Annotated in this window: 12 protein-coding genes; 1 reads left to right on the top strand and 11 read right to left on the bottom strand. The window is 55.8% G+C overall.

What is annotated here, in order from left to right; translation table 11 throughout:
• Positions 1–52 precede the first annotated feature (52 nt).
• Positions 53–397: a hypothetical protein gene (locus ACZRJQ_RS19945; RefSeq protein WP_148666183.1), complete on the top strand. Its 345-nt coding sequence runs from the start codon at positions 53–55 to the stop codon at positions 395–397.
• Positions 398–649: 252 nt separating this feature from the next.
• On the opposite strand, the gene ACZRJQ_RS19940 is transcribed toward ACZRJQ_RS19945, so the two are convergent.
• From ACZRJQ_RS19940 to ACZRJQ_RS19890, 11 genes are all read right to left on the bottom strand, one after another.
• Complete coding sequence (locus ACZRJQ_RS19940; RefSeq protein ID WP_060765747.1) at positions 650–2,047, bottom strand: tetratricopeptide repeat protein; 1,398 nt, start codon at positions 2,045–2,047, stop codon at positions 650–652.
• A complete protein-coding gene (locus ACZRJQ_RS19935; RefSeq protein ID WP_003439519.1) occupies positions 2,044–4,809 on the bottom strand; it encodes an NERD domain-containing protein in 2,766 nt (921 codons plus the stop codon). Before ACZRJQ_RS19935 ends, ACZRJQ_RS19940 begins: the two co-directional genes overlap by 4 nt.
• 188 nt (positions 4,810–4,997) lie before the next feature.
• A complete protein-coding gene (locus ACZRJQ_RS19930) occupies positions 4,998–6,782 on the bottom strand; it encodes an Hsp70 family protein (protein WP_060765746.1) in 1,785 nt (594 codons plus the stop codon).
• Positions 6,767–7,969 (bottom strand): hypothetical protein, encoded by a 1,203-nt coding sequence (locus tag ACZRJQ_RS19925; protein ID WP_003439526.1) that lies wholly within the window; start codon positions 7,967–7,969, stop codon positions 6,767–6,769. Before ACZRJQ_RS19925 ends, ACZRJQ_RS19930 begins: the two co-directional genes overlap by 16 nt.
• A gap of 3 nt (positions 7,970–7,972) precedes the next feature.
• A complete protein-coding gene (locus ACZRJQ_RS19920; protein WP_003439528.1) occupies positions 7,973–9,037 on the bottom strand; it encodes a hypothetical protein in 1,065 nt (354 codons plus the stop codon).
• A 65-nt stretch (positions 9,038–9,102) separates the two neighbouring features.
• Entirely contained in the window at positions 9,103–12,693 is a 3,591-nt protein-coding gene (gene pglX, locus ACZRJQ_RS19915) for a BREX-1 system adenine-specific DNA-methyltransferase PglX (RefSeq protein ID WP_003439530.1), read from the bottom strand.
• Positions 12,694–12,838: 145 nt separating this feature from the next.
• The gene (locus ACZRJQ_RS19910) at positions 12,839–14,317 is read right to left on the bottom strand and encodes a Fic family protein (protein WP_003439531.1); all 1,479 of its coding nucleotides are present in this window, start codon (positions 14,315–14,317) and stop codon (positions 12,839–12,841) included.
• 108 nt (positions 14,318–14,425) lie between these two features.
• Positions 14,426–18,103, bottom strand: a complete 3,678-nt coding sequence (gene brxC, locus ACZRJQ_RS19905; RefSeq protein WP_463980031.1) for a BREX system P-loop protein BrxC — start codon at positions 18,101–18,103, stop codon at positions 14,426–14,428.
• A 12-nt stretch (positions 18,104–18,115) separates the two neighbouring features.
• Positions 18,116–18,691 (bottom strand): DUF1788 domain-containing protein, encoded by a 576-nt coding sequence (locus ACZRJQ_RS19900; protein WP_003439535.1) that lies wholly within the window; start codon positions 18,689–18,691, stop codon positions 18,116–18,118.
• A gap of 24 nt (positions 18,692–18,715) precedes the next feature.
• Entirely contained in the window at positions 18,716–19,324 is a 609-nt protein-coding gene (locus tag ACZRJQ_RS19895) for a DUF1819 family protein (protein WP_222933619.1), read from the bottom strand.
• Between the two features lie 2 nt (positions 19,325–19,326).
• Positions 19,327–20,196 carry a helix-turn-helix transcriptional regulator gene (locus tag ACZRJQ_RS19890; RefSeq protein WP_003439542.1) on the bottom strand — a complete coding sequence of 290 codons (870 nt, stop codon included), beginning with the start codon at positions 20,194–20,196 and terminating at the stop codon, positions 19,327–19,329.
• Between the last annotated feature and the right edge of the window lie 4 nt (positions 20,197–20,200).

Genomic DNA, 20,200 nt, shown 5'->3' with positions numbered 1-20,200 from the left:
CTGAGCCTTTGCAATCTTGAATCGCATAGTCCAATCCCTACCAGGAGATGTTATGCGTCACTCAACTGTTGCCTGTCATTGTTGCGGAAAAATCATGGTGCCACGTACGACTTATAGTCGAAGTTTGTTAGGGTACTCGCCCACCAGCAGTCATTGCCCGTTCTGTCTGAGTGATAACTGGCACGGTGGCAATCCAAGCTTTCATGAGCGAGTTTTCTGGCTCATAGGGTTCGGCCTGGGAGTCCTTGCATGCGTCATGGTGGGGGCGCTGCTGTTCAAGCTGCAATGGCTGGCCGGTATCGAAGGCATATATCCATGGCTAACACTACTGACCAATGCTGTTGCGATCTGGGCGGGCTATCGCTTCTATGCTTGGTTTATTGACGAGGATAGCTGATCGGAACAGTCGTGGACTCCAGTTCGGTACCGGTTTCCCCCGGACCTTTCCAGCCCGGTTACCCCTGAGTGGGGATAAAATCCTGGATAAGTGTGGCCCTCAGTCGCTAGCAATCAGAGATCAATGCGATCGCGGTTGATGCGACGCAGGCGCAGTGAGTGTGACCGCTCTTCCGCTGCAGCAAGCCGCCAGGCCTGTTCCGTAGTATGTGCACACAGACAGAGCCTAGCTGGACGTCAAGTTGAAAGGGGGTTATGGACATGTCGCGGTAACTGCCTTCCAGCTATATTTATTTTTGACCTTGTCGAATGACATGACTGCCATTCCTGCCACTTGAGCATCAGGCTGAATACCAGATATCAGTGCTGCCGGAAGAAAGATCTCTCTGTTTACAAATCCGAAGCCTTTTTCACTAACTGTCAGCGGGCCACTGAAGGCGCGGATGTCGTCGCAGCTGAATTCCTGAACGATTTCTGCGGCAATAACCTCCTTTTCCTCTGCGTCCATATCGCAGAGAACCTTCACGAAGGTTCCCAGTGGTGGTATTTGCCGTCCCGGGAAAACGGCCTTGCGCGCAGAGATGACAAGATCTCTCGCGATGTAAATGTTCGCCCCTTTGTTGGAAGCGTGCACGGACTGCAGTACGCCCTGGAAGTAGCCCGGCCTGGAGATGGTATAGAGGCTGGCGTTCTCCGCGAGCCTCTTCACCACGGCATCAAAATCACTGATATCAATCGCAGCGTCAAACCATGAGTAGGATGTCAGCTTTACGATATTGTCCTTGGGCGTCCAACTGTTCTGACTATAGATTGCCACCAGTTTGACTAGGGCTTTTGAGGCGTTCTCGTAAGCCCCTGTTTCCGCGAGGCGCTCGGCAAGTTCGACCAGCCCCGGAATGCTGAACTTTGGATCATGGGCATAGGTCAGGCCGGAGGCGATCAGGCAGATCGCCTTTTCCGGCTCGGCCGCGTAGGTCTTGGCCAGGCCGAACCAAGCCCACGGCTCTCGACGCTTCTTTTTCAGCACGGCCAGGTAGGAGTCTCTGGCGCGGGAGAATTCACCTACTGTGAAATATATTCGTGCCTTGTCCCACTCAAGCCACACTTTGCGCTCTGACGAATCCTCCGTATGGGCCTCTGCATACTTCAGAAACCCAGTGACTCGATTTGCAGGCAGTGGGCTGCTAGCACCATTTACGAGAAAGCCGGCGGCGACCATACGGGCCAGCTTCATGACCACGCTGGGGGACTCACCTTTCTCCGAAACGAATGGCTGGTGATCACCTGGCGTAAAAAGCTTGCTGCCACTGTGCAAGATAAATGTGCAGAGTGGCTCGCAGAACTTCCCAGTTTCGCCAAACAGATTCCATAGCCTGAAATCGATGTTTTCACTGGGAAGCGCTAGCTGAAGAGTGGCGATGCGTGAGGCCCACAGGTCGATCTTCGCCTGCTCGTGAGGTAAAGGAGCCTTGTTTTCACGGGATTTGATGGGCTCGAGCAAAGGTTTGAGCGCTGCGTAATTCACCCAGAACAGTGAGGTTTTCAGGAACTCATTGTTGGGCTCAACTTCCAGGACTTTAAAGCCGGCCTGCCAGGCACCTTCCAAGTCATGGCGTGATTTATGTTCTCGAATTTCATCAAAAACACTCATGCCGAGAACACCAAAGCCTCTTCCAGACGATTAATTACTTCCTCGGAAGATGCTTTCAGAATACGCACCGAGCTGATCATCCCTTCCTTGTCGCAATCTACCTGAGTCTCGACGGCTTCATCGTCAATGGCCAGCGTCAGTTGCAGTCGATAGTTCGACTCCTTGGCCTCCACCAGGCTAAAGCCCAGCGTGCTGATCTGCTCCTTAAAGGCTTCGAGTGCTTGCGCCAGGGTTTCACTCTGCGGCCTGAATGGCTGGCACAACAGAGTGCTGATTGCATCCTGCTCAGGCTGGCTGCCATCGGCAAAAACCAGATTGCTGACGGCAAACTTCTTGTCGTAATGCAACCTAAGCCGCACGCTGGCCATCGATTGCCGGTCGGTAAGCCCCATAACGACCTGGTAGCTATGCTCGCTCCAGTCCGCAATGCTCCAGTTGGAGTCTGAAAGCCGCTCATGCAATGTCAGGAAGAGAGGAAGTAGCGCCATGTTGGAGAACCCTGACGGGGTGCTCAGCAAGGCTTCCTGCTCCGTAGGCTGCCTGGTTGTGTCGTAGAACAGGCCCTGCCTAAGTGGAAGGGGGGCTATTTTCAAGTCATGGGCGCGGCTTATACAGGCGTTACTCAGCGGAGTGAGAGCAGGCATCTGACGAATGACGCATTGCTCATCTGCCAGCACGGTTGCTGTGTACAACCAACGGAAATAGTCAGCGTTATTGGCCGTTGTACTCGAGGCACTGCGCGCCGCGTTGACCCAGACACTGGGCCAGCGTCTGCCCTGAGCACGATGCAGCGTCATCGCATGTGCAGGGCGAATGAGTGCGGCGGATAGATAGCCTTGACTCTGCAGGATCTGATATTCGAGCCGGTCGTACTCGGTTCTTGCCTCCTTGTAGTCCGTACTTTGCTTATCCGGAAGCCTGGCTTTCAGCGGCTGCAGTAATGGTCTGGCCAGCTGCCGGGCCAATACCTGCAATGCCAGGTATTGCTCGCTGGCCAGCTCCGGACGATCGGCCTCGAAGTAGTCCACCAGATAGCGGAAGCCTACTTCACCCAAGCCAGGTAGACGGCAACTGGCGCACTGGAAGCACAAGCGGATGGCTTCCTTACGGCCACGCAGCTCGACAAAGTGGGTTTCAACAGTATCGTCAACCGAATCGACCAGCGCAATCTCGCCGGAGCTAACCCAGCGCAGCGCCTCAAGGCTCAAAGATCCCTCAGTCGATGCAAGGATGGGTGTGCGGTTGTAGAAGTCGATTCGGTCACCAGCAGCCAGTCGTGTTGGGCTGGCGTGCCCCAGAACCCTGCTTTTTACCGCCGCATTGAGCTTGCTGTTCTGCTCATGGGTGGCGCAGATCAGAATGGACTCGGCTCGGACATTGCTGACATCTGGCGTCCAGCTCCTGGAATTTCCGGCATCGAGAATTTCAAGGCGCTTACCCGAGAGGTGTGGCAGCCTGTTAAAGCAGTTCTTGTTCAGGCTGTCGGCTAGGTGCGCCTGCATGTGTTTGAGTGCATCGTCTTCATCCATGACGATCTGCTCGGTCAGCGCGCAGTGATCAACTGCCAGTCCCAACTTCTCCAGCATGGTGCCACTGACTAGGCTGCGTTGCAGGGAGCCTCTGGGCATCTGATATGGGTCACCGATGATCACAAAGGGCGTCTTGGTTTTGGCGATGACTGAAAGAAAATCATGCAGCAGTCGGCCAGACCCATAGCGCCTGTCACCGACCTCAAACTCTTCATCGCTCAACAGATGAGCATCCACCAGAACCGGAATCCTACCCTCTAAAAACAGCTCGTCCCTGATCTCGTGAATGCCGATCTGGCGGTCGTCCTGCTTCTCGAAGCGCTTGGGCTGATGGGTATACAACCAACTATAGATAGAGGTCGGCTGCGCCAGAGGATGCTGGTAAGTCGAGGAGATCCGCACACTAGGCGTCAGCAGCAACAGTTCCCGTCCGGCTTCATCGATTGCCTCCACCAGACGAGGAAACAGGAAGCGCTTTCCGGTCGAAGCCATGCCTGTGACGCGAAATACCCCAGTGCCGTTCTGCAGCCAGCTGCGAAAGTCATGCAGTGCCTCGTCTTGCCGAGTGGTCAATCGGCAGACGGCATTTTCACGTATTGGCGGATGTCCCAGCTCTCTAGTTGTGGGTATGCCGGAAGGTACAAAAACCTCAAGCCCAAGTTTGCCGACGATATCTTCAATATTTTCGGGCGAGAGCCTGATTTCCCTGCTGACAATAGCGTCAAGATCCCTGACGACGGATCGCGTATCGCTGATATGGAACCAGGGCTTGATAGACCCCGGCAGCTGTTGCCGATCGAACTCGACCTTACCCTGAAAGGCTACCAGTGCGGCCGTGTGCCGCCAGTTGCATACCGGGTTCAGCTCCGCCAGGTTGCGGCTCAGGAAGTCGAGCATGGCACTTTTGTTGAGGCGTAGCTGGCGCAGCGGATTGATACTCGCGCCACCCTTAACCGTCACGCTGTCGCCCGTTTCGGCGCTACTGATCAGCCATGGACCTTCTTCGGAAAAATGCAGGGCTCCGCTGAATTCTTTGAAGTCGATGATGATCAGCGCGTTGGGCTTGATCACCATCGCATCCAGTTCGCGGCTGCCCACAAAGAAGTTACCGAGCAGGTACCAGTCCTGCTCAGTGGCTATGCAATGCTGTTGCAGCGCGTCAAACAGGTCGTTGAAGGCCCGGTTCTCGTGGGTATGGTCGAAAGGCCTGCCACGGAATGCTTTTAATGCCACCGTTGATACTCCCTATGCGATGGTTGAGCGCTTCAGTCGCTCGACTTGTCACCGGTTACAGCCTTCACTTCAGCCAGCCGCTCGCCAAACTAGCCATGTCACCTTCACGCTCTAATCCCGGGCAAGAGTCGAAGATGGCTGGCTCAGCTTTCTGGCGGAGTGCGAGGCCCGTCCTATTAGGAGTTTTTCTATCCCGTAAAAGATCCAGCAGTGCAACAGTTTTTCCTCCATTTCGCACCACATCCAGAACAAGGCTGATAGCGGACGTCCTCTTCGTTTTGCACTCTGGTCATAGGCTTCTGCAGATAGACATATTTGGCGTTGTATTCTTTGAGTAACTCACCCGGCACGGTGTCCCAGCGATCCTTATCGTTCGTGACGTTGGCCCGCACGAATAATTGTGCCGGTCCGCTTTTTTTAACTGCCTGCCTTAAGCGGTTTTTTTTTTCGATTGAGTCATCCGCCGCCTTTTTAACCACTAACGAAAATTCCAGATCGTAGTATTCCTCTACTGCAGGTTCCCTGAAGTCTTCGGCCATCGCCCGGGCATGCAAAATCAGGTTGTCATCGATGGTTATCGTAAGCTCAATCCGCTCCTCAAGTGGGGGGAAGTCTGGATTCACTTCAACCACCAGGCTGCCATAGTTGGTGCGCGGATCAGCCGCAGCTGACTTCTGAACCATCTGTGGGCGCTTGAAGGTGAAAATGGCTTTGCCATCGCGAGGATCAGAGCAATACATGGATTGCTGTTTTTGGATTGACTCGCCCCTCTGTGGCAAGCGGGTGCCCTCATGAATCACTGTGAGCAACGAGTTTCTCGCTTCAGCCAGTTCAAACGGTTTTGCCAGGGCCAGCTCAAGATTGTCGTGCGCGATCCAGGCTGCACCTTCGGAAATAATCCGGTCACCCTTCTCGGAAATATGCAGTGCGGAAACACCAAATTTTTCAGTTAGCTTGTTTTTTATCACCGGCATATTGACCATGCCGCCGGTCGCAAGGCATAGCGCAAGCGTCTGTGGGTCTACATCGGCCTTGTCCAGCAGACTGTCGATTTCGTCGATGCCCTGATTGATCAGACGGTTGCAAATACTTTCCAGAGTCTCTCTGGTCAACCAGATATCAATTTCAGATTCTTCATCAGTACCCTGAAAATAATTGGGTAGAAATATATTGGTCTTGTCGCGGGTTGATAGCGTGATTTTTGCCTGCTCGCACTGAGTGATCAGCTTCGCGCGCATGCCGGGATTGGTCGTTAGCTTGCTTTCAGCGCTCAAGCCAAACTTGCGCGCATGCTCGTCAGTCACATGACTGAGAATGGCGTCATCCAGATAATCACCACCGACCAGATTGTTGCCGCGGTTGAGCACCTGAACGATGGAGCCATTGACTATCTTGCATAGCGTAAGGTCCAGCGTGCCGCCACCCCAATCAAAAACCAAAACCATCTTGCCGTCGTAGTACGCAAGAACGTCTCGAGTATTCGGCTGGTCTTTGAAATAGCCATAAAGCGCTGCCAATGGCTCGTGCACGAAGGTTTCAACGTATACGCCGGCATTGAGCATTGCTTCGCGCAATGTTTGCCTGCCCCGTCCGTCCAGAGCCACCGGAATGGTCACTACGGCACGTGTCAGATCTGCAATCTGATCAATATCGCTATCGTCAGCATCAGCCACTAGGTATTTGATGTAATCGGCAATGACCTCGACCGGCGTCATGATCCGGCCATCAACGTTGATATGCTCGCTACCCAGCAGCTTTTTCGGGCCGCGCACCGTGTTACCCAGCACACCAATAACCAGCTTCTCAAGCTTGTCCCGTGCCTTTTTCCCGCAGATAACCTTTTCGCCTTCATAGCGCACAACTGAAGGATGTGGACGCCCGGTATCGTCGAAACACTTTGCTAGACCCGCTCGGGTAATTACTGAAATGAGACTATTTGTGGTGCCGAAGTCAATGCCTACTCGCTGAACCATTTGATATCCCTTTCAATACTTTCCACTGCCAATTCGATTTGATGCACGGCAACTTCTGTTTTGGGTTTTTCACGCTGCAAGGCTGCCAGGGAGAGCTTCAGCGGCTCAAGCACATCCTCAGTAAGAAGATTGAATGCCTTGGCCTTGGCCTGCCCAGCGTTGTCACGCAGATGTGTTCGTGTAGCACGCTCATCCAGCTGCTGCTCATGCTGTGCCAGCTTCAGCTGCTCGACTTCAGCCATTAGTCGAGCAATTTGCTGATCCTTGTCAGCGATCGCAGTGATCTGCGTCATGACCTTGGTTTGCAAAGCCTTAAGCTCAACCTCTTGCGCGTTATGTTTCGACTGCAAGAATTTTTGCTGGCCTGCCAGCTCCGTGAACTGTTTCTTGAAGTAATCGATGGTGTCGGCCAGCAGGCTGTCCTGATTGGCATATTGCTCCGCAAGAAAAACTGCAACCGCACGCGGGCTCTGGGTGGGCGAGGTTTGCTCATTCAGCAGGCCCGAGAAGAACTCGATAGCGGCGTTGAGATCCGTCTTACCTTGGGCCATCAGCCACAGAGCGCCAATGAGCAGAATATTGTTTCTCTGTGCCGCCAGCTCTTTCTTGGACAATACATCCAATGCGGTAGATTCATTTGCCTCGGCATTACTTGTGCTCGGGCTTGGCGCTTCACTGGCCTGTCGTCCAACCGAGTCAATCCGCTTTCGGTATTGCTCTGTGATGGCGTTACTCAGGAAGGTCAGCGGACTGCTGTCCAGACCCTTGTCGGCCTCCATGATGTCCCGGTATAGGTCTAATGACCCGCGATGACGCTGAATCCAAAGTGAACTGGCCAGGCGCACACAGAAGGCCATCAGCTGATGGCGTAGCCCATCACGCTGACACTTGAAGGCTGCCAGCGTGATGAGTGAAAGAACTTTGAGCTCCGGATCCGTCTTGCAGGCAGCAGCAGTAATGCTCTCGGCAAGTTCACTGCTCAGGCGCGTATCCTGCGGATAGGTCATCAACGACTTCAGGTCGGCCTTGGTGATACTTGCCGGCTTGATGTTCTTATCTTTGTCCATGGTTATTGCAAAAGCCTCTGTGAGTATTTGCTCAACAGATTTTGGCTCGGCCTTGCTCTGCTTGGGCTTTTTAGCATCGCCCGATTTGGGTTCGGCGATTTCATGCTCAATGCCAGTCATCTGTCATTGCTCCCCAATAAGCGTATGAAACACATCGTCAATTTTGAGTTTTTTCCGGTATTTATCGATCGCAGAAACATCATCTTGCGCAACTGCCTTTCTGTAACAGATGTAGTCGAACTTGCTTCTATCCTGCAGCGACAGATTGTTCGCCGATAGCGCCGCAATCTGCTGCTCCATATCCTGCAGCGAAGCTTGCTGAAAGCTATCCAGTAGCTCCTTGAGAATGAACTCTGTTGAGAAGTCCACCGGCATTCTGACGCTACTGCCGACATGCACTGGTACCGTATAGGGCTCGCCCCTGAAGAACTGCATGGCAGCTTCTATTTCCGGCAAGCCGCAGCCTTGCAGGCTACTGAAGTCATTCCGATTAAAGCGAATCACGGCCCTTACACCCATGCAAAGGCCTGTACGGTAATCCTGCAGCGACTGCACAGCCTGGTTGAAGCGAGTATCAAAGTCTTCAAATGGCATGCTATCCGAACGTCGATCCTTGGCCATCACACCGTGCAGGTAGCGCACCAGTCCGTTGGTGTACTCGATCACCGTGCTGTACTGCTTCACATTGTCGATAAATGCAGCAATATCACTACTGGTGAAGTCGTCCTTGGAGAAATGCAGTGCGAATGCCTGGTCGACCTTATGCAGTTCCTGCTTGTCGGCAATGCATACCTCGATTTTCAAGTTTTTCTGCAAAGCCGAGCTGCCATAACTCACATCGATGTAGCCCTTCTGCACCGCCTGTATGCACTCAAATAGATCGTCAACCGACTGGTTTTCAGCACCGTTGATGGTCAGTGCATCAACATTGCGCGCACCTAGGTCACCGGGCTTGAGTGGCGCGATGATCCGCAGTTGCTTGCCGGCAATATCCCGATCCTGAAAATACAGGGTAGGGTTCTGTATCGGATGCACGACCTCGTGCCTCTCGCGCTGAGCAATGGAATCAAAGATCAATTCGCAGTGGCGGCATGGGTAGCTGTCGGGCACGGATGAATAGTCAAGTGGGCTCCCAGTTTCCCAGTACCGATCCAATCCGGTTTCTTCTATCCAGCCAATAGTTGGCATCGTTGTTTCCCCACTTCATCCATGTGAACGGAACCCTTTTCTAAAGGGTCCCGCGAAATTCCATATCACTCAGCCTTATCACCCGTCACTGCCTTCACCTCGGCCAACAAGTCGCCAAACTTGCCGTAGTTGACCTTCACTCCGTCATCCAGATCCAGGCTGATGCGTTGGTCGGCGTGGTGGCGGAGTTTTTCGTCGAAGGTGGCGAGTTCGGCTTGTTGGTTGTGCAGGGTTGAAAGCTGCTTTTCCAGGGCTTTCTTTTCGGCGGTGCTGTTGCTGGCTTCGATGTCTTTTTCCAGTTTGGCGGCGTAGCTGCTCAGTTTGGCGCTGAGGGGGATGACGTATTCGGTGCGCATGCGTGCCAGGGTGCCTTCGTTGTAGCGGTGCAGGTAGACCAGGCACTGGAAGGCTTTTTGTTTGCCGCTGCTGAATAGCCAGTAGATCGGGCGTTTTTTGTAGGTTTGCAGGTGGTCTTTGAAAAAGTTGTCGCAGAGGTAGCGGCGCAGGGTGTCGCGGCTGGACTCGGTCTTTTTCGGCGAAAGGCTATCGGCGAGAAAGCGCAGGTTGGCTTCGAGGTGGGCCTTATCCCAAGCCACTGAAATAAACTCGATCAGGCGGTTGGCCGCATCGTCGGCAAACCACTCTTTATCGGTGAGCGGCAGGATGCCGTCGGCATCGGCCGGGAAGCGGGTGTAGCGGCTGGGGTCGAAGCCCTGGTTGCCGCTATGGGCGTAGATCAGGCCGGGCTCATCGAGGCTGTAGCGACCGAGCATGCAGCCGATGGCGTAGGACACCAGTTCCTGCATGCTGTCCTCGCGAAAACGCGTCCACAGCTCGGCTTCACTCAGCTTGCCGCCGTAGCGGTAGGCCGGGTTGACTGTGAGAGTGATCTGCTCGATGGGCACGTCTGGGGTGAGCTCATCCGCTAGGCCATAGGCGTCGATAAAGAGTCGGTTGTTCTCCTCTTCGAGCCGCTGCATCTCGGCGATGGTGGCGCGGTTTTGGGTGATCCATGCGGTGTAGCTGCCTTCAAGGTTACGCGTGGAGTCGAAGGTGGCCGACAGGAGCGGGAGAGATTTGAAGTCCCAGGAGCGTTCATATGCATCCCAGTCCTTAGTCGCGACAGCAACTGCTTGCCGAACCGATGCTGACAAATCCAGCGTCTCGTTGACAGGGAGAACACCGAAGTTGCCAGATTTGAAGTGCAGGGTTGGATTAAGAATCTGGGCGAACATCGTACCAAGATGTGAGTTTCCCAAAGCGGTCGCTCGCTCAATCGCGCCCCCAAACGCGCCGTCCTTAGCAAACGCGGATAGGCCCGTGGCGTCAAATAGGAAGCCTGCAGGGTAGAGGCGAACTGAAAGCCCCTTCGACGTTATGTCAGACCAGGTTAGGAACGGACGGAAGATGAAATCTAGATTGAAGTTATGGGCCCAGACCCGGGCTCCCGATGGATGTAGCTTCGTTTGGAGCTCTTCGCCATCGTCTAACCAGTCCACCAAGAACCAAATGTTGCCAGCCCACTTCCGAAGCTCCCCCCCCTTGTTATATGGAAACCAGCGCCTGCCTGTTTCCTTTGCTGCAGTGCGGTCTTCACAACCAAGCCCGATTTCTTCAATAGACACTTCTGGCCAGCAGCGGACGTATCGGTCGTTGTTGCCGGTGGCCAGCCCTTCCCTTGGATCAAGTGACGCTGAAGCAGCAGGGAATTCCACGAAAGACTCTCGTACTTTCGCAGTCACCCAGTAGGCAATCGGGCTTCCGGGGATCTTTTCGAACTCGCTCTGCGCTGCCTCGGCGAAGCGGTTCTCGCCAAGACGAAGAGCTGTTCGTTTTCTTTCCTCGCCGCCATCCAGTAACCGGAAGAAGACTGGCCGATAGCCCCGCGGTGGAGCGTTCTTCAACACAAAGGTTGCTGCCTGAACGACCTCCCCCGAGATGCTCCCAAAGGCGCCTGCCCCGAGATGAGCCATCGTTGTGATCGTTTTCATCCTCAGCAAGCGCTCGCGCATCTTCTGGAATGAAGATAGGAACATCCAGTTGTGCATCGTCACCAAAGCGCTCTGTCCGGTATCTTTTGCCAGCAGGCAGCATCGCTCAATGAAACAAGCGAACAGGTTTTCCTTCGCTTCGGGGAATTTGTCCTTGGCGTACTTTTTCAGGGGGCTGTTCATCCCACTACTGCCCATGTACGGCGGATTCATCACTACCGCGTCGTACTGCGCTGCGAGCAGCTCTGCCTGATGAACCAACGGTCCTAGGCGCTTGAACGATTCCGTCACAAACAGATCGAGACTGGTTGCTTCGCAAAGCTGCTTCAGCCCTAGTAGCTTCTTCGCTAGCCCCTCTGGCACCTGAATCAACGACCCAAAGGTCGTGGCGTGCTCAAACAAACGCTTCAGCTCGTTTAGATCGCCCAGCTGCAACCCGTAATCCGCCAGCTTTAAACCGTTAGCCAATACCTCAGGATCGAACCCTGCACTGTCCACCAGCGCCATGACATTGAGCTTTATCCCGCGCTCGAAGAGGCGGCGGTCATCCGCTCTGCCTTTCATCATGAGGGCAAAGCCAGTCAGCTGTGTGGCGCGGCCGTCGATGTCGAGGCCAAACAGGTTCTTCTCCAGGATCAGCTGAGCCACGTCGCGCTGCCGGTAGCCGCGCTCCAGGTAAATGGCTTTGAATAGGTCATAGCCTTCCACCAGGATGTGCCCGGAGCCGCTGGCCGGGTCGATCAGGGTCAGTGCTTCTGGGTTGAGGCTTTCCGGGGTGATGGCGGCGAGCTGGGCGTTGACCTCGGCGGTCTGCTCGGCGGGCTCGATGTAGTACTCCATCTGCGCTTTGAGCGGCGAGTCCGGGTAGGTCGCCAGCCACTGCGCGCCCAGGGAGTTCTGCACCATGTACTTGACGATCCAGTTGGGCGTGAACAGCTGGGTGGCGGCGGGAATGTCCTCGCTTTTTACCACCTTGCCGATGACCTGGTCCTTCTTCTCGGAGATGTAGAACTGGTAGAGCCAGCCGATGATCTCGATATTGGCCCAGTCTTCTTCTGGAATGGCGCTGACCAGCTCGCGGATCAGCGAGTCGGTTTTGGTCAGGTTGTCGGGCAGCAGCAGCTCGGTGGCGTCATCCACCGCCTCGAAGAGAAACGGCATGGCCTGGTGCAGGGCGTGACACTGGGCCAGCAGCAGTTCGCGGTAGAGTTCTTCGTCTTTGTTGCCGTCGAGCTTGAGCTCGGTAATCAGCTGTTTATCGAGGCCCGGCAGGTCGATCTCTAAACAGTCTTCCAGAATTTGCGGGGTGCCCGCGCTGCCATCGGCGGCGCTGAGCACGCGGCGGCCGTGGTCGAGGTAGTCCTGCAGCTCCATATAACGGATGGCGCACAGGCGGTTGAACCAGCTGTAGGCGGCCTGTTCCATGGCCTGGGCAAAGCCCAGTTGCTCGACCTTTTTCACCAATGCGGCGCGCGGGCGAATGACGCTGGCCGGCAAGGCGCGGTCGCCGATCAGGACCAGATCGCCCTTTTGCTCCACGGGCGCAATGCCCATGGCGGGGATGCTGGATTCGCGAATGCCAAACAGCGCCGCGCGCTTGGTCATGGCGGCGATAAAGGCGGTACGGGCCTTGGGGGCGTAGCTTTTGATGTGGCTGGTGTTCATGGGGTGTCCTGAATAGGGCTGCTATGCAGTGCGCTGAATGGTGTTTGGGCGGGCCGCTGTTCGAGTGGCCGGCTGGCGGCTGGCGGCTGATTGCCTGATTCGGTCGCGGCCAATTGCCTGATTGGCACGCAGATGCTGTGCGGTGTTAGCCATTGTTGATGACCTCACGCCAGGCGGATTCCAGGGCGTCGAAGACGGCTTCCGGCACCTGATGCAGGTATTGCTTACGGCGGTTTTGCGAGAGCGTGCCGTTTTGGTCGAGGCAGAACATCACCAGCCGCGCGAGGGTGCTGCTGGGGATGTCAAATTGCTGATCAATACGGCGGTAGATGGCGTCGTAGCGATTGAGAAACTGGGTTTCTTCCTTGAGGTGTCGTTCGAGCGCCTGCTCGGTGGCGCGCAGCATAAATTCGGCGCAGGCGGTGCCATCCCAGTAACGGTAAAGCGCTTCGTGGCCGGTGAAGTCGAAGGCGAACTGGCCCTCGTCGATAAAGGTCACGTCCCAGAAACGCCGCGCGGGTTCGGAGAACGCCTGCAGGGTAGCCAGGTAGTCGGCCTCGTTCTGACGCAGGGCTACGGATACCGGCAGCAGCAGGCCGTGCTTCAGTGCCCCGCGCTGGCAGAGCACCTGATGGAAGAGAAAGCGTGACAGGCGGCCGTTGCCATCCATAAAGGGGTGAATAAACACAAAACCAAAGGAGACAATGCTGGCCAACAGCAGCGGGTCGAGGTCTTGGGGCGGCTGGTTGGCCAGCTGAATCAGCTGCTCCATCAGCTCACGGCCGAGTTCGGGCGGTGGCGGTAGATAGGTAACGCCGAGTGCGCCGCGCAGGCCGTTGCTGAGGTAGTTCTGCTGATGACGAAATGCAGCCGCCTGGGCATAGGGGTTACTGATGACGGCGTTTTGCAGCTCGACGAAATAGTCTTCATCCAGCTGGCGAGGCTGGTGGGCCTGCTTGAGCAAGTCAACGAAACGGCCGGCTTTGTCTTGGCTGGGGGTTTCGTTCTCAATGGCGTAGGAGTCGCGGGTTTCGTGCAGGTAGGCCCACGCCAGGGCGCGGTTGAGGATGTCACGCGGTAGCGATTCACTGAACGCGGTGGCCTGTTGCAGCAGGTTGCGATCCAGCAGCGTCTGCAGCGCATCGGTACGGCGTAGGGTGATGCAGTAGTCGAGGTTGCCGATGCCGTTGAACAGCACGCGCCAACGGTTGTTCTTCGCCCCTGCAACTGTGATGTACTGAGCAGGGTCAAACAGCGGCACGTAGGCGGTGCGCAGGTTGCCTGCCTGATGCTGGATGCACTGACCGGTGAAGTGCTCCCACAAGTACGCCGCTTTACGCAGGTACTGGCTGGTGGGGCTGGCCTCGATAGCGGCGCGTAGCTCTGGTTCAGTAATCAGCGGCAGGCACTGGGCCAGGATGGCCAGCTCAACGCCCTCGTGCTTGAGGGCGAAGAGGATATGGCCGAGCAGATCGTCGGCGGCCGGTGCCATGCTGGCGGGTACTGCCAAGGTTTGGCCGATGACTTCCTTGCGGGTGACCGCACGGACTTCCGCCAGGCGCGCCGGTGGCAGCGTCTTGACTGTCGACTCCTGAAGCAGGCGGTTGTACCCGACCGGTTGCATGGCTCAGTTCCTTCTTGAATACCGTGTTGCGCTAAGGAAAATTTGTGCGAATCCTGTTTTTATTGCGCAGATTGGCATTATTAGCATTTTTTTTGTGCAGTTGCCGGTTTAACGAATCCTGATACGTTTCTCCTGCTGGATGGCTGCTACAAGCTCAGCCTTTAGCGCCTCGACGAAGCGCTCCACATCGCTCTGACTTTCTAGGTAAACGCCATTACCCAGCTTGTTGAAAACACTGGTAGCCGCGATTTCGACTACTGGCTTGGGTGGGGCGACCGGCTTGACCGGAACGAGAGGTGGTGTGCGCTCTTCCTTAATCTGGTTGCTGCCCTGGGCAGCTTGCTGTGCTGCTTTGTCAGCTTGCTGCTGCAGCTTTTGCTGGCGATCCACCTCGGATTGAATGGCGCGCTCCAGCTCGAAGATGCCGTCTTGCAGGCGTTCTTCGGCGGTTTGGCTTTCCAGTTGGTAGATGTGGGCCAGGCTGGTTTCAGTCTCGGCTTCGGCTTTAAGCAGCTGGAGCGGACGCAGCAGGCGATTGCTTAGCTCAGGGCTTTCGATGCCGCTCTTGGCGATTTCGGCCTGCAGCAGGGCGATCTTCTGGTCAATCGCTACCAGCGCCTGCTCGCGCTGTTCCGTGAGAATGCTGACGTTGACAGCCTCAACGGTTTCCACCAGGCCAGAGACCTTGTGTAGCTGGTTGTAGGGACTGGCGTGGCTTTCGATGGCCTGCAGTTCGGCCAGAGCCTTGCGGGCGCTGTCGTTTTTCTCCAGGGCATTGCGGTTTTTATCAAAGCGGCGCAATGCCTGTTGCAGCTGCTGCCAGCTGTGCAACTGGTTGGTGAAGAACTCGTTGAGGTCACGGTAGTCCTCTTCGAGGTCGAGGTAATCGTTCGAGTTGTCGACCACCTCCTTGAAGAAATCGACGCTATCGCTGTTGCCCAGCAGACGCTGCAGGGTCAGTAGAGACTTCTCGATTGTGCTTTTGCCTGGGAAGCGACCGACATCAACCTTGCTCTTGTAGCTCTTGAGTTCGGAGAGCCAGGTTTCCAGGCGGCTGCGGTAGAAGGCATAGAGCTCTTTCTCACCGGCCGGGCCTATGGCGTTGAATAGATCCTGACTGAGATTGCGGACTTTCTTGAGCAATACCTCATCGGTCTGGCGCTTCTTCTGCACCGAGATTTCTCGCCGCTTGCGGCTGTTGGTCAGGTACTCGAAAGCATCCGGCAGCGCGAGGCTTGGGCCTGCAACGTGGAAGGAGATACGCCCAGCGGCGGCGAGGCGGCCGATCAGCAGGAGGATTTCGCCATCGGGCCAGCCGAAGGGGCGCTTGTTGAAGCGCTCGATGATGTCGGCAACCAGCAGGCGGTCATTACCGGAGGCGCGCAGGGTTATGAATTGCTCGACTTCCTTGATGGCCTGGGCGTTGCCGTCTTCCCCATCCAGGGTGAGGCCAAGCTGGGCAATATCATCATTGTGCAGTACGGCATGCAGCTCGCGCTCGGGCTCCTGTTGCAAGACGCGCAGGTAGCCAAGCTTGTTGTAAGTGTTCTCCAGCAGGTATTGGCAGGCTTCGTCGAAACGGGTCTGGATGTTGTTGCCGCTGAGTTTGAGGTGCTGGCCGAGGGCGTAAATTTCAGCACGCTCCAGCAGCGCTTCGAGCATCAGACGCAGGCGTTTTTTACGTTCTTGGTTTTCACGGCCACGGTCGGACAGGATGCGGCTGAGATCGGGCTGGTTGTCATCGTTGTTGAGGCGAATAAATTTGTTGGTTTTGAGCCAAATGCGCAGCTCGCCGAACAGCTCACTGCTGTCGGGGAGTTTGAACAGTGCGAGGCCTGCTGGCGCTTCGTTGCTCTTGTTGAGGCAACTGGCTTCGCCATAAAGGGCGTAGTCAGGGTCTAGCGGGGAGATAACCTCGACGCGCAGATCCTGCTCGTAGCGGCCTTCAAGGCTGTGACCATCGAGGAAACGACCGATGCTGTAGTCGGTTTTGGTCAGGTTGTAGCGGAACTTGTTCTTGTCCTTGAGTAGGTCCTTGTAGATGAGCTCGGCAAGCGCCTTGTTCTCGTCCGAGGAGGCGATTTCAGTGGCCTTGATCTTACGGGTGATGTCGCGCTCTTCGTTGGTGAGGAAGACGAACTCGTCTCCATTGCGGATGACCAGGTTTTCCTTTTCCAGGCGCTGCAGGGTGCCTTCAAGACGGCGACGCAGGGCAAGCTTGTCGGTGTCGACCTCTTCGATGGACAGAGTGACCAGGTTATCGAGCGTGCCTTTGATCAAGTCGACATAGCGAATCATGAACAGGGTGCGCAGGATCTGTACGTCGAAGTCATCGAGCACTTCACTTTCACTGGCCTGGTCGATGGTGCGCTTGACGGCGGTGTCGAGGAAGCCTTCCACCGCACGGTAAAAACTGTACATGGGCACCAATGCGCCCAAGGGTTTGTCCTTGAGTGACAGGGCGGCCATTTGGAAGGCATCGAGCATGGAGCGTTCGCCATAGGCCAGGTGAGCACCGGTGGCACCGACCTTGCGAATTTCCTCGAAGACTTTTTGCACCAGTTGGAAGTGGTAAGGCGCGAACGGGTAGTTGGCGACGAAGCTGTCCGGGCCGTCGTAATTCTTCAGCGTTGGGCCCGAGCGATCGAAGGTAATCTGGTTGCGCAGGATGTCGCCCTTCTGCTCCCAGAGCGCGCGCAGTTCCGCCTCGGCAGCTTCTGTCTTGCGTAGAAGGCGTTTCTGGATGACTTCGTCGGTGTTGGAGCTGGAAAGCGAGAGGCGGGTTTTGAAACGCCCGGCGATCTTGGAGAAGTCATTGGCTTTGGTGGAGGACAACTCGCCGAGCACAGCATCCATATCAGCCTGGGAGGTGACGATGATCCAGGCGCGGCCTTTACAGATGGTGCCGAGATTTTCGGTGATGGTCTGCAGGGTAAGCATCAGTCGGGTATCGCTGCCGATGAACTGACCCACTTCGTCGACCAGGAACAGTACGCGGTGCTTGGCGGGCTGGGTGTCGAGGTATTCCTTCACCCAGTTGCAGAAGTTCTCCACCGACACGCTGAAGGTTTGCTCTGAGGCTTCGAACCACTTGTGAGCGGCTTCGGCAGAGAGACCTAGCGCACTGGCAAGCGCCTTTTCGATGTCGTCCTGGTAGAACTGATAGCCGTCACGCTCATCGACCCACTCCAGGCCTGTGGCTGTGTTGAAGGCTTGCTTGAACTGCTCATACACACCGCGCTGAGTGAGGTGGCGTTCCATATGGGCGATGTGCGGATGGTCGCCGCTGAAACCCTGGTGTTCGTTGAACACGCGCAGGAAGACGTTGAGGATCGGGTTACCTGCGTCGTTGGAGCTAGCTTTGCTGTCGATGTTGAACAGAATGACATCGGCGCTGTTGGCTACCGCCTTGTCGATGTCGGCGCGGATCATGGCGTCGCGCACTTTGTTCTGGTCGAAGAAGGCAACGGCGCGCTTGCTGTTGCCTCGGGCATCATGGGCTTCGATGTTGGCCAGCAGGTAAGACAGCGTTTTCAGGAAGTGCGACTTACCTGAGCCAAAGAAGCCGCTGATCCATACGCCCACTCGGTTGGCGATGGAGGGATCACTGAGGTCGGTACTGTAGGACTCGAAGAAGCTACGGAAGTGTTTTTCCAGCTCATTGGTGACGACGTATTCGTCGAGCTCCTGGTGCACGGTGGCGTCATCAGCCTGATCCGCCTTGACCACACCGTTAATCGGGCGGTCGAGTTCCTTGAAGAAGATTTCTTTAATGCTCACGGCCATCATCCTTATTGATCAGGGCACCAGCTTGAATGCGCGGTAATAGTTGTTGCTGGTAATACGGTTGAACAGGGCCAGCGACTGGCCAGAGTAGTGCCCCGGGTAAAACAGTACTAGCGGCTTGTGGCCGAGCAGGGCATGCAGTTTGTTGAGCAGGTTATGGGCGCGAAGCACAGGCCATACAGAGCCCACGCCTGTAATGAGCACAACATCGTGTTCCGTGGCGCGGTAATGCTCCATCAGGTAGGGCGCGAACTTGTCCATGTGCAGCGGGCCGGCAAGCGCTTTGAGCAGTGCCAAGTCGCCCTTGGTGGTCTGCATCTGGATGGCCTTATCAGTGAAGTTGCGCTGATCCAGATAGTCCTTCATGGCGTGCAGCAGATTGATGTTCACAACCTTCATCTGACTGTGTTTTTTATCTAGAAAACTTTTGAGGAAGTCGAGGTATTGGCGCACCTGCAGCTCATCCTCGGGGGCGTAGTCGAAGATCCAGAAGCCGATTTCGTTGCCCAGCCCTTGGCTTTTGAGAAACTCCTCGGTGAGGATTTTTTCTGGGATCTGGTTCAGCCGATCCTGTAGCTGCTGGTTCATGCGTTCATTCCTTGGTACTGCCTGTCAGAGGGTGCTGCTGGACACTTCCAGGCAGGCTTTGATGCGATGGCGGTAACTGTCGTCCAGCAGGGTGCGAACCTCAGGGCGGACCAGCAAGGTCTGCAACTGCATGCTGCGCGTACTTTTGAGCAGCTTGGCCTCGGCCAGCATGCGATAGACGACTTGGCCCATTTTCTTACGGCTGGATTCCGTCCAGGTCTCGATGGCAGGGTCGCGATGGCTGCGCTCCTCTAGGAAGTCATGCCAATGCCAGGGCTCGAGATGTTCTGCCTTGGTCAGGTAGGCATCACGCAGGACGGTTTCGATGAATTCCACCAGCAGCAGGTTGCGCTCAAGCGCCGCGCAGAAGGCGACTTGGGTGGCGAGTTCGTCGTCACCATCACGTAGGGCTCGCCAGAAAGGTTGATCCAGGCGCTCCAGGCGTTTACGCAGCGCTTGAGCAACTCGTCTGGCCGAGGCTGGTGAGCGCTTCTGCAGGCGATTGTGTTGCTGGATTTCTTCTGCCCACTGCTCTGGGGAAGCCTGTTGCAGCAGTAGATCTGCGATGACTCGGCATTCCCGTACTTGCAGTGAGCCGCCGATAAGATCGGAGTCATAGCTGAAAGTCTGCATGATCAAGCGACTTCCCCTCCGAACAGGTAAGGCAAAAGCAGCTCACGATCTTCGGGGGACAGCTGTACTGGATGTTCTGCGACCCGAGAACACTGCTCGTCAGTGATTGCGGCCTGGTAACGCTGCAGCATGTAGTGGGTAAGAGCTTTTCTGACGGTGATGGGGAGTTGCCCATCTGTCATGGAGTAGTCGCGAGCGACCATGGCTTGCTGTGCTTCGCTTAGGTGCCGGTTGGGGATGATGTGCAGGGTGGTCTGCTCATTCCAGGCGTTGTCAGGCTCGCTGGGCGGAGCATGTTCATCACTAGGCTGAGGCGTGCCGCTAATGCGCGAGATTAGAAAGTCCCGGTAGCTCTGGGATTTGTGGCAAAAGGCGCGAGTGTGCCAACGAAAACCTGAGTAGATAAGGGTGTGCGGTGAAATGACCCGTTCATGTTGCTCGGGATTGCGCATTGAGCTGTAGGCGACTTTGAGACTGGCTCTGTTGCGACAGGCCTTTACCAATTCACGTACAACATCGGGCCTGACGGCTCGCTCAGGCAGTTGGACTGCCGCTACCCCTGGTTGGGATTCCAGTACCAGATTTATCGGCTGAGAACCATTACTTGTCAGCAGCTCAAGGTACTCGTTGATATGCCCCGAACAAAGCACGGGCTTGAATCCATTGGCTGGGATGTAGCCCTTGATGGAAGGACTATGCAGCAGGGCTTGCGGGTTGAGTTCGTTGTTATAGCGGTTGATGTCGGCCGAGGCTTGCTGCCGAGTGATACCGAACCGTTCCATCAGTTGAGCTGTAATCAGGCGGCCTTCCCAGAGAGCAATCAGCTCAATAGCGCGATAGCGAAGAAGCGTCTGGTGCTTGAGAGGGGGCATGGGT

It is taken from the genome of Pseudomonas sp. E315 (assembly GCF_055406205.1).
This window is presented reverse-complemented; position numbering and strand designations above follow the sequence as displayed.

Excerpts from the sequence above, each read along its gene's own strand:
- ACZRJQ_RS19900 (WP_003439535.1), bottom strand. The coding sequence starts at position 18,691 with ATGAACCAGCAGCTACAGGATCGGCTGAACCAGATCCCAGAAAAAATC.
- brxC (WP_463980031.1), bottom strand. The coding sequence starts at position 18,103 with ATGGCCGTGAGCATTAAAGAAATCTTCTTCAAGGAACTCGACCGCCCG.
- ACZRJQ_RS19890 (WP_003439542.1), bottom strand. The coding sequence starts at position 20,196 with ATGCCCCCTCTCAAGCACCAGACGCTTCTTCGCTATCGCGCTATTGAG.
- ACZRJQ_RS19920 (WP_003439528.1), bottom strand. The coding sequence starts at position 9,037 with ATGCCAACTATTGGCTGGATAGAAGAAACCGGATTGGATCGGTACTGG.
- ACZRJQ_RS19930 (WP_060765746.1), bottom strand. The coding sequence starts at position 6,782 with ATGGTTCAGCGAGTAGGCATTGACTTCGGCACCACAAATAGTCTCATT.
- pglX (WP_003439530.1), bottom strand. The coding sequence starts at position 12,693 with ATGAACACCAGCCACATCAAAAGCTACGCCCCCAAGGCCCGTACCGCC.
- ACZRJQ_RS19925 (WP_003439526.1), bottom strand. The coding sequence starts at position 7,969 with ATGACTGGCATTGAGCATGAAATCGCCGAACCCAAATCGGGCGATGCT.
- ACZRJQ_RS19895 (WP_222933619.1), bottom strand. The coding sequence starts at position 19,324 with ATGCAGACTTTCAGCTATGACTCCGATCTTATCGGCGGCTCACTGCAA.
- ACZRJQ_RS19940 (WP_060765747.1), bottom strand. The coding sequence starts at position 2,047 with ATGAGTGTTTTTGATGAAATTCGAGAACATAAATCACGCCATGACTTG.
- ACZRJQ_RS19945 (WP_148666183.1), top strand. The coding sequence starts at position 53 with ATGCGTCACTCAACTGTTGCCTGTCATTGTTGCGGAAAAATCATGGTG.
- ACZRJQ_RS19910 (WP_003439531.1), bottom strand. The coding sequence starts at position 14,317 with ATGCAACCGGTCGGGTACAACCGCCTGCTTCAGGAGTCGACAGTCAAG.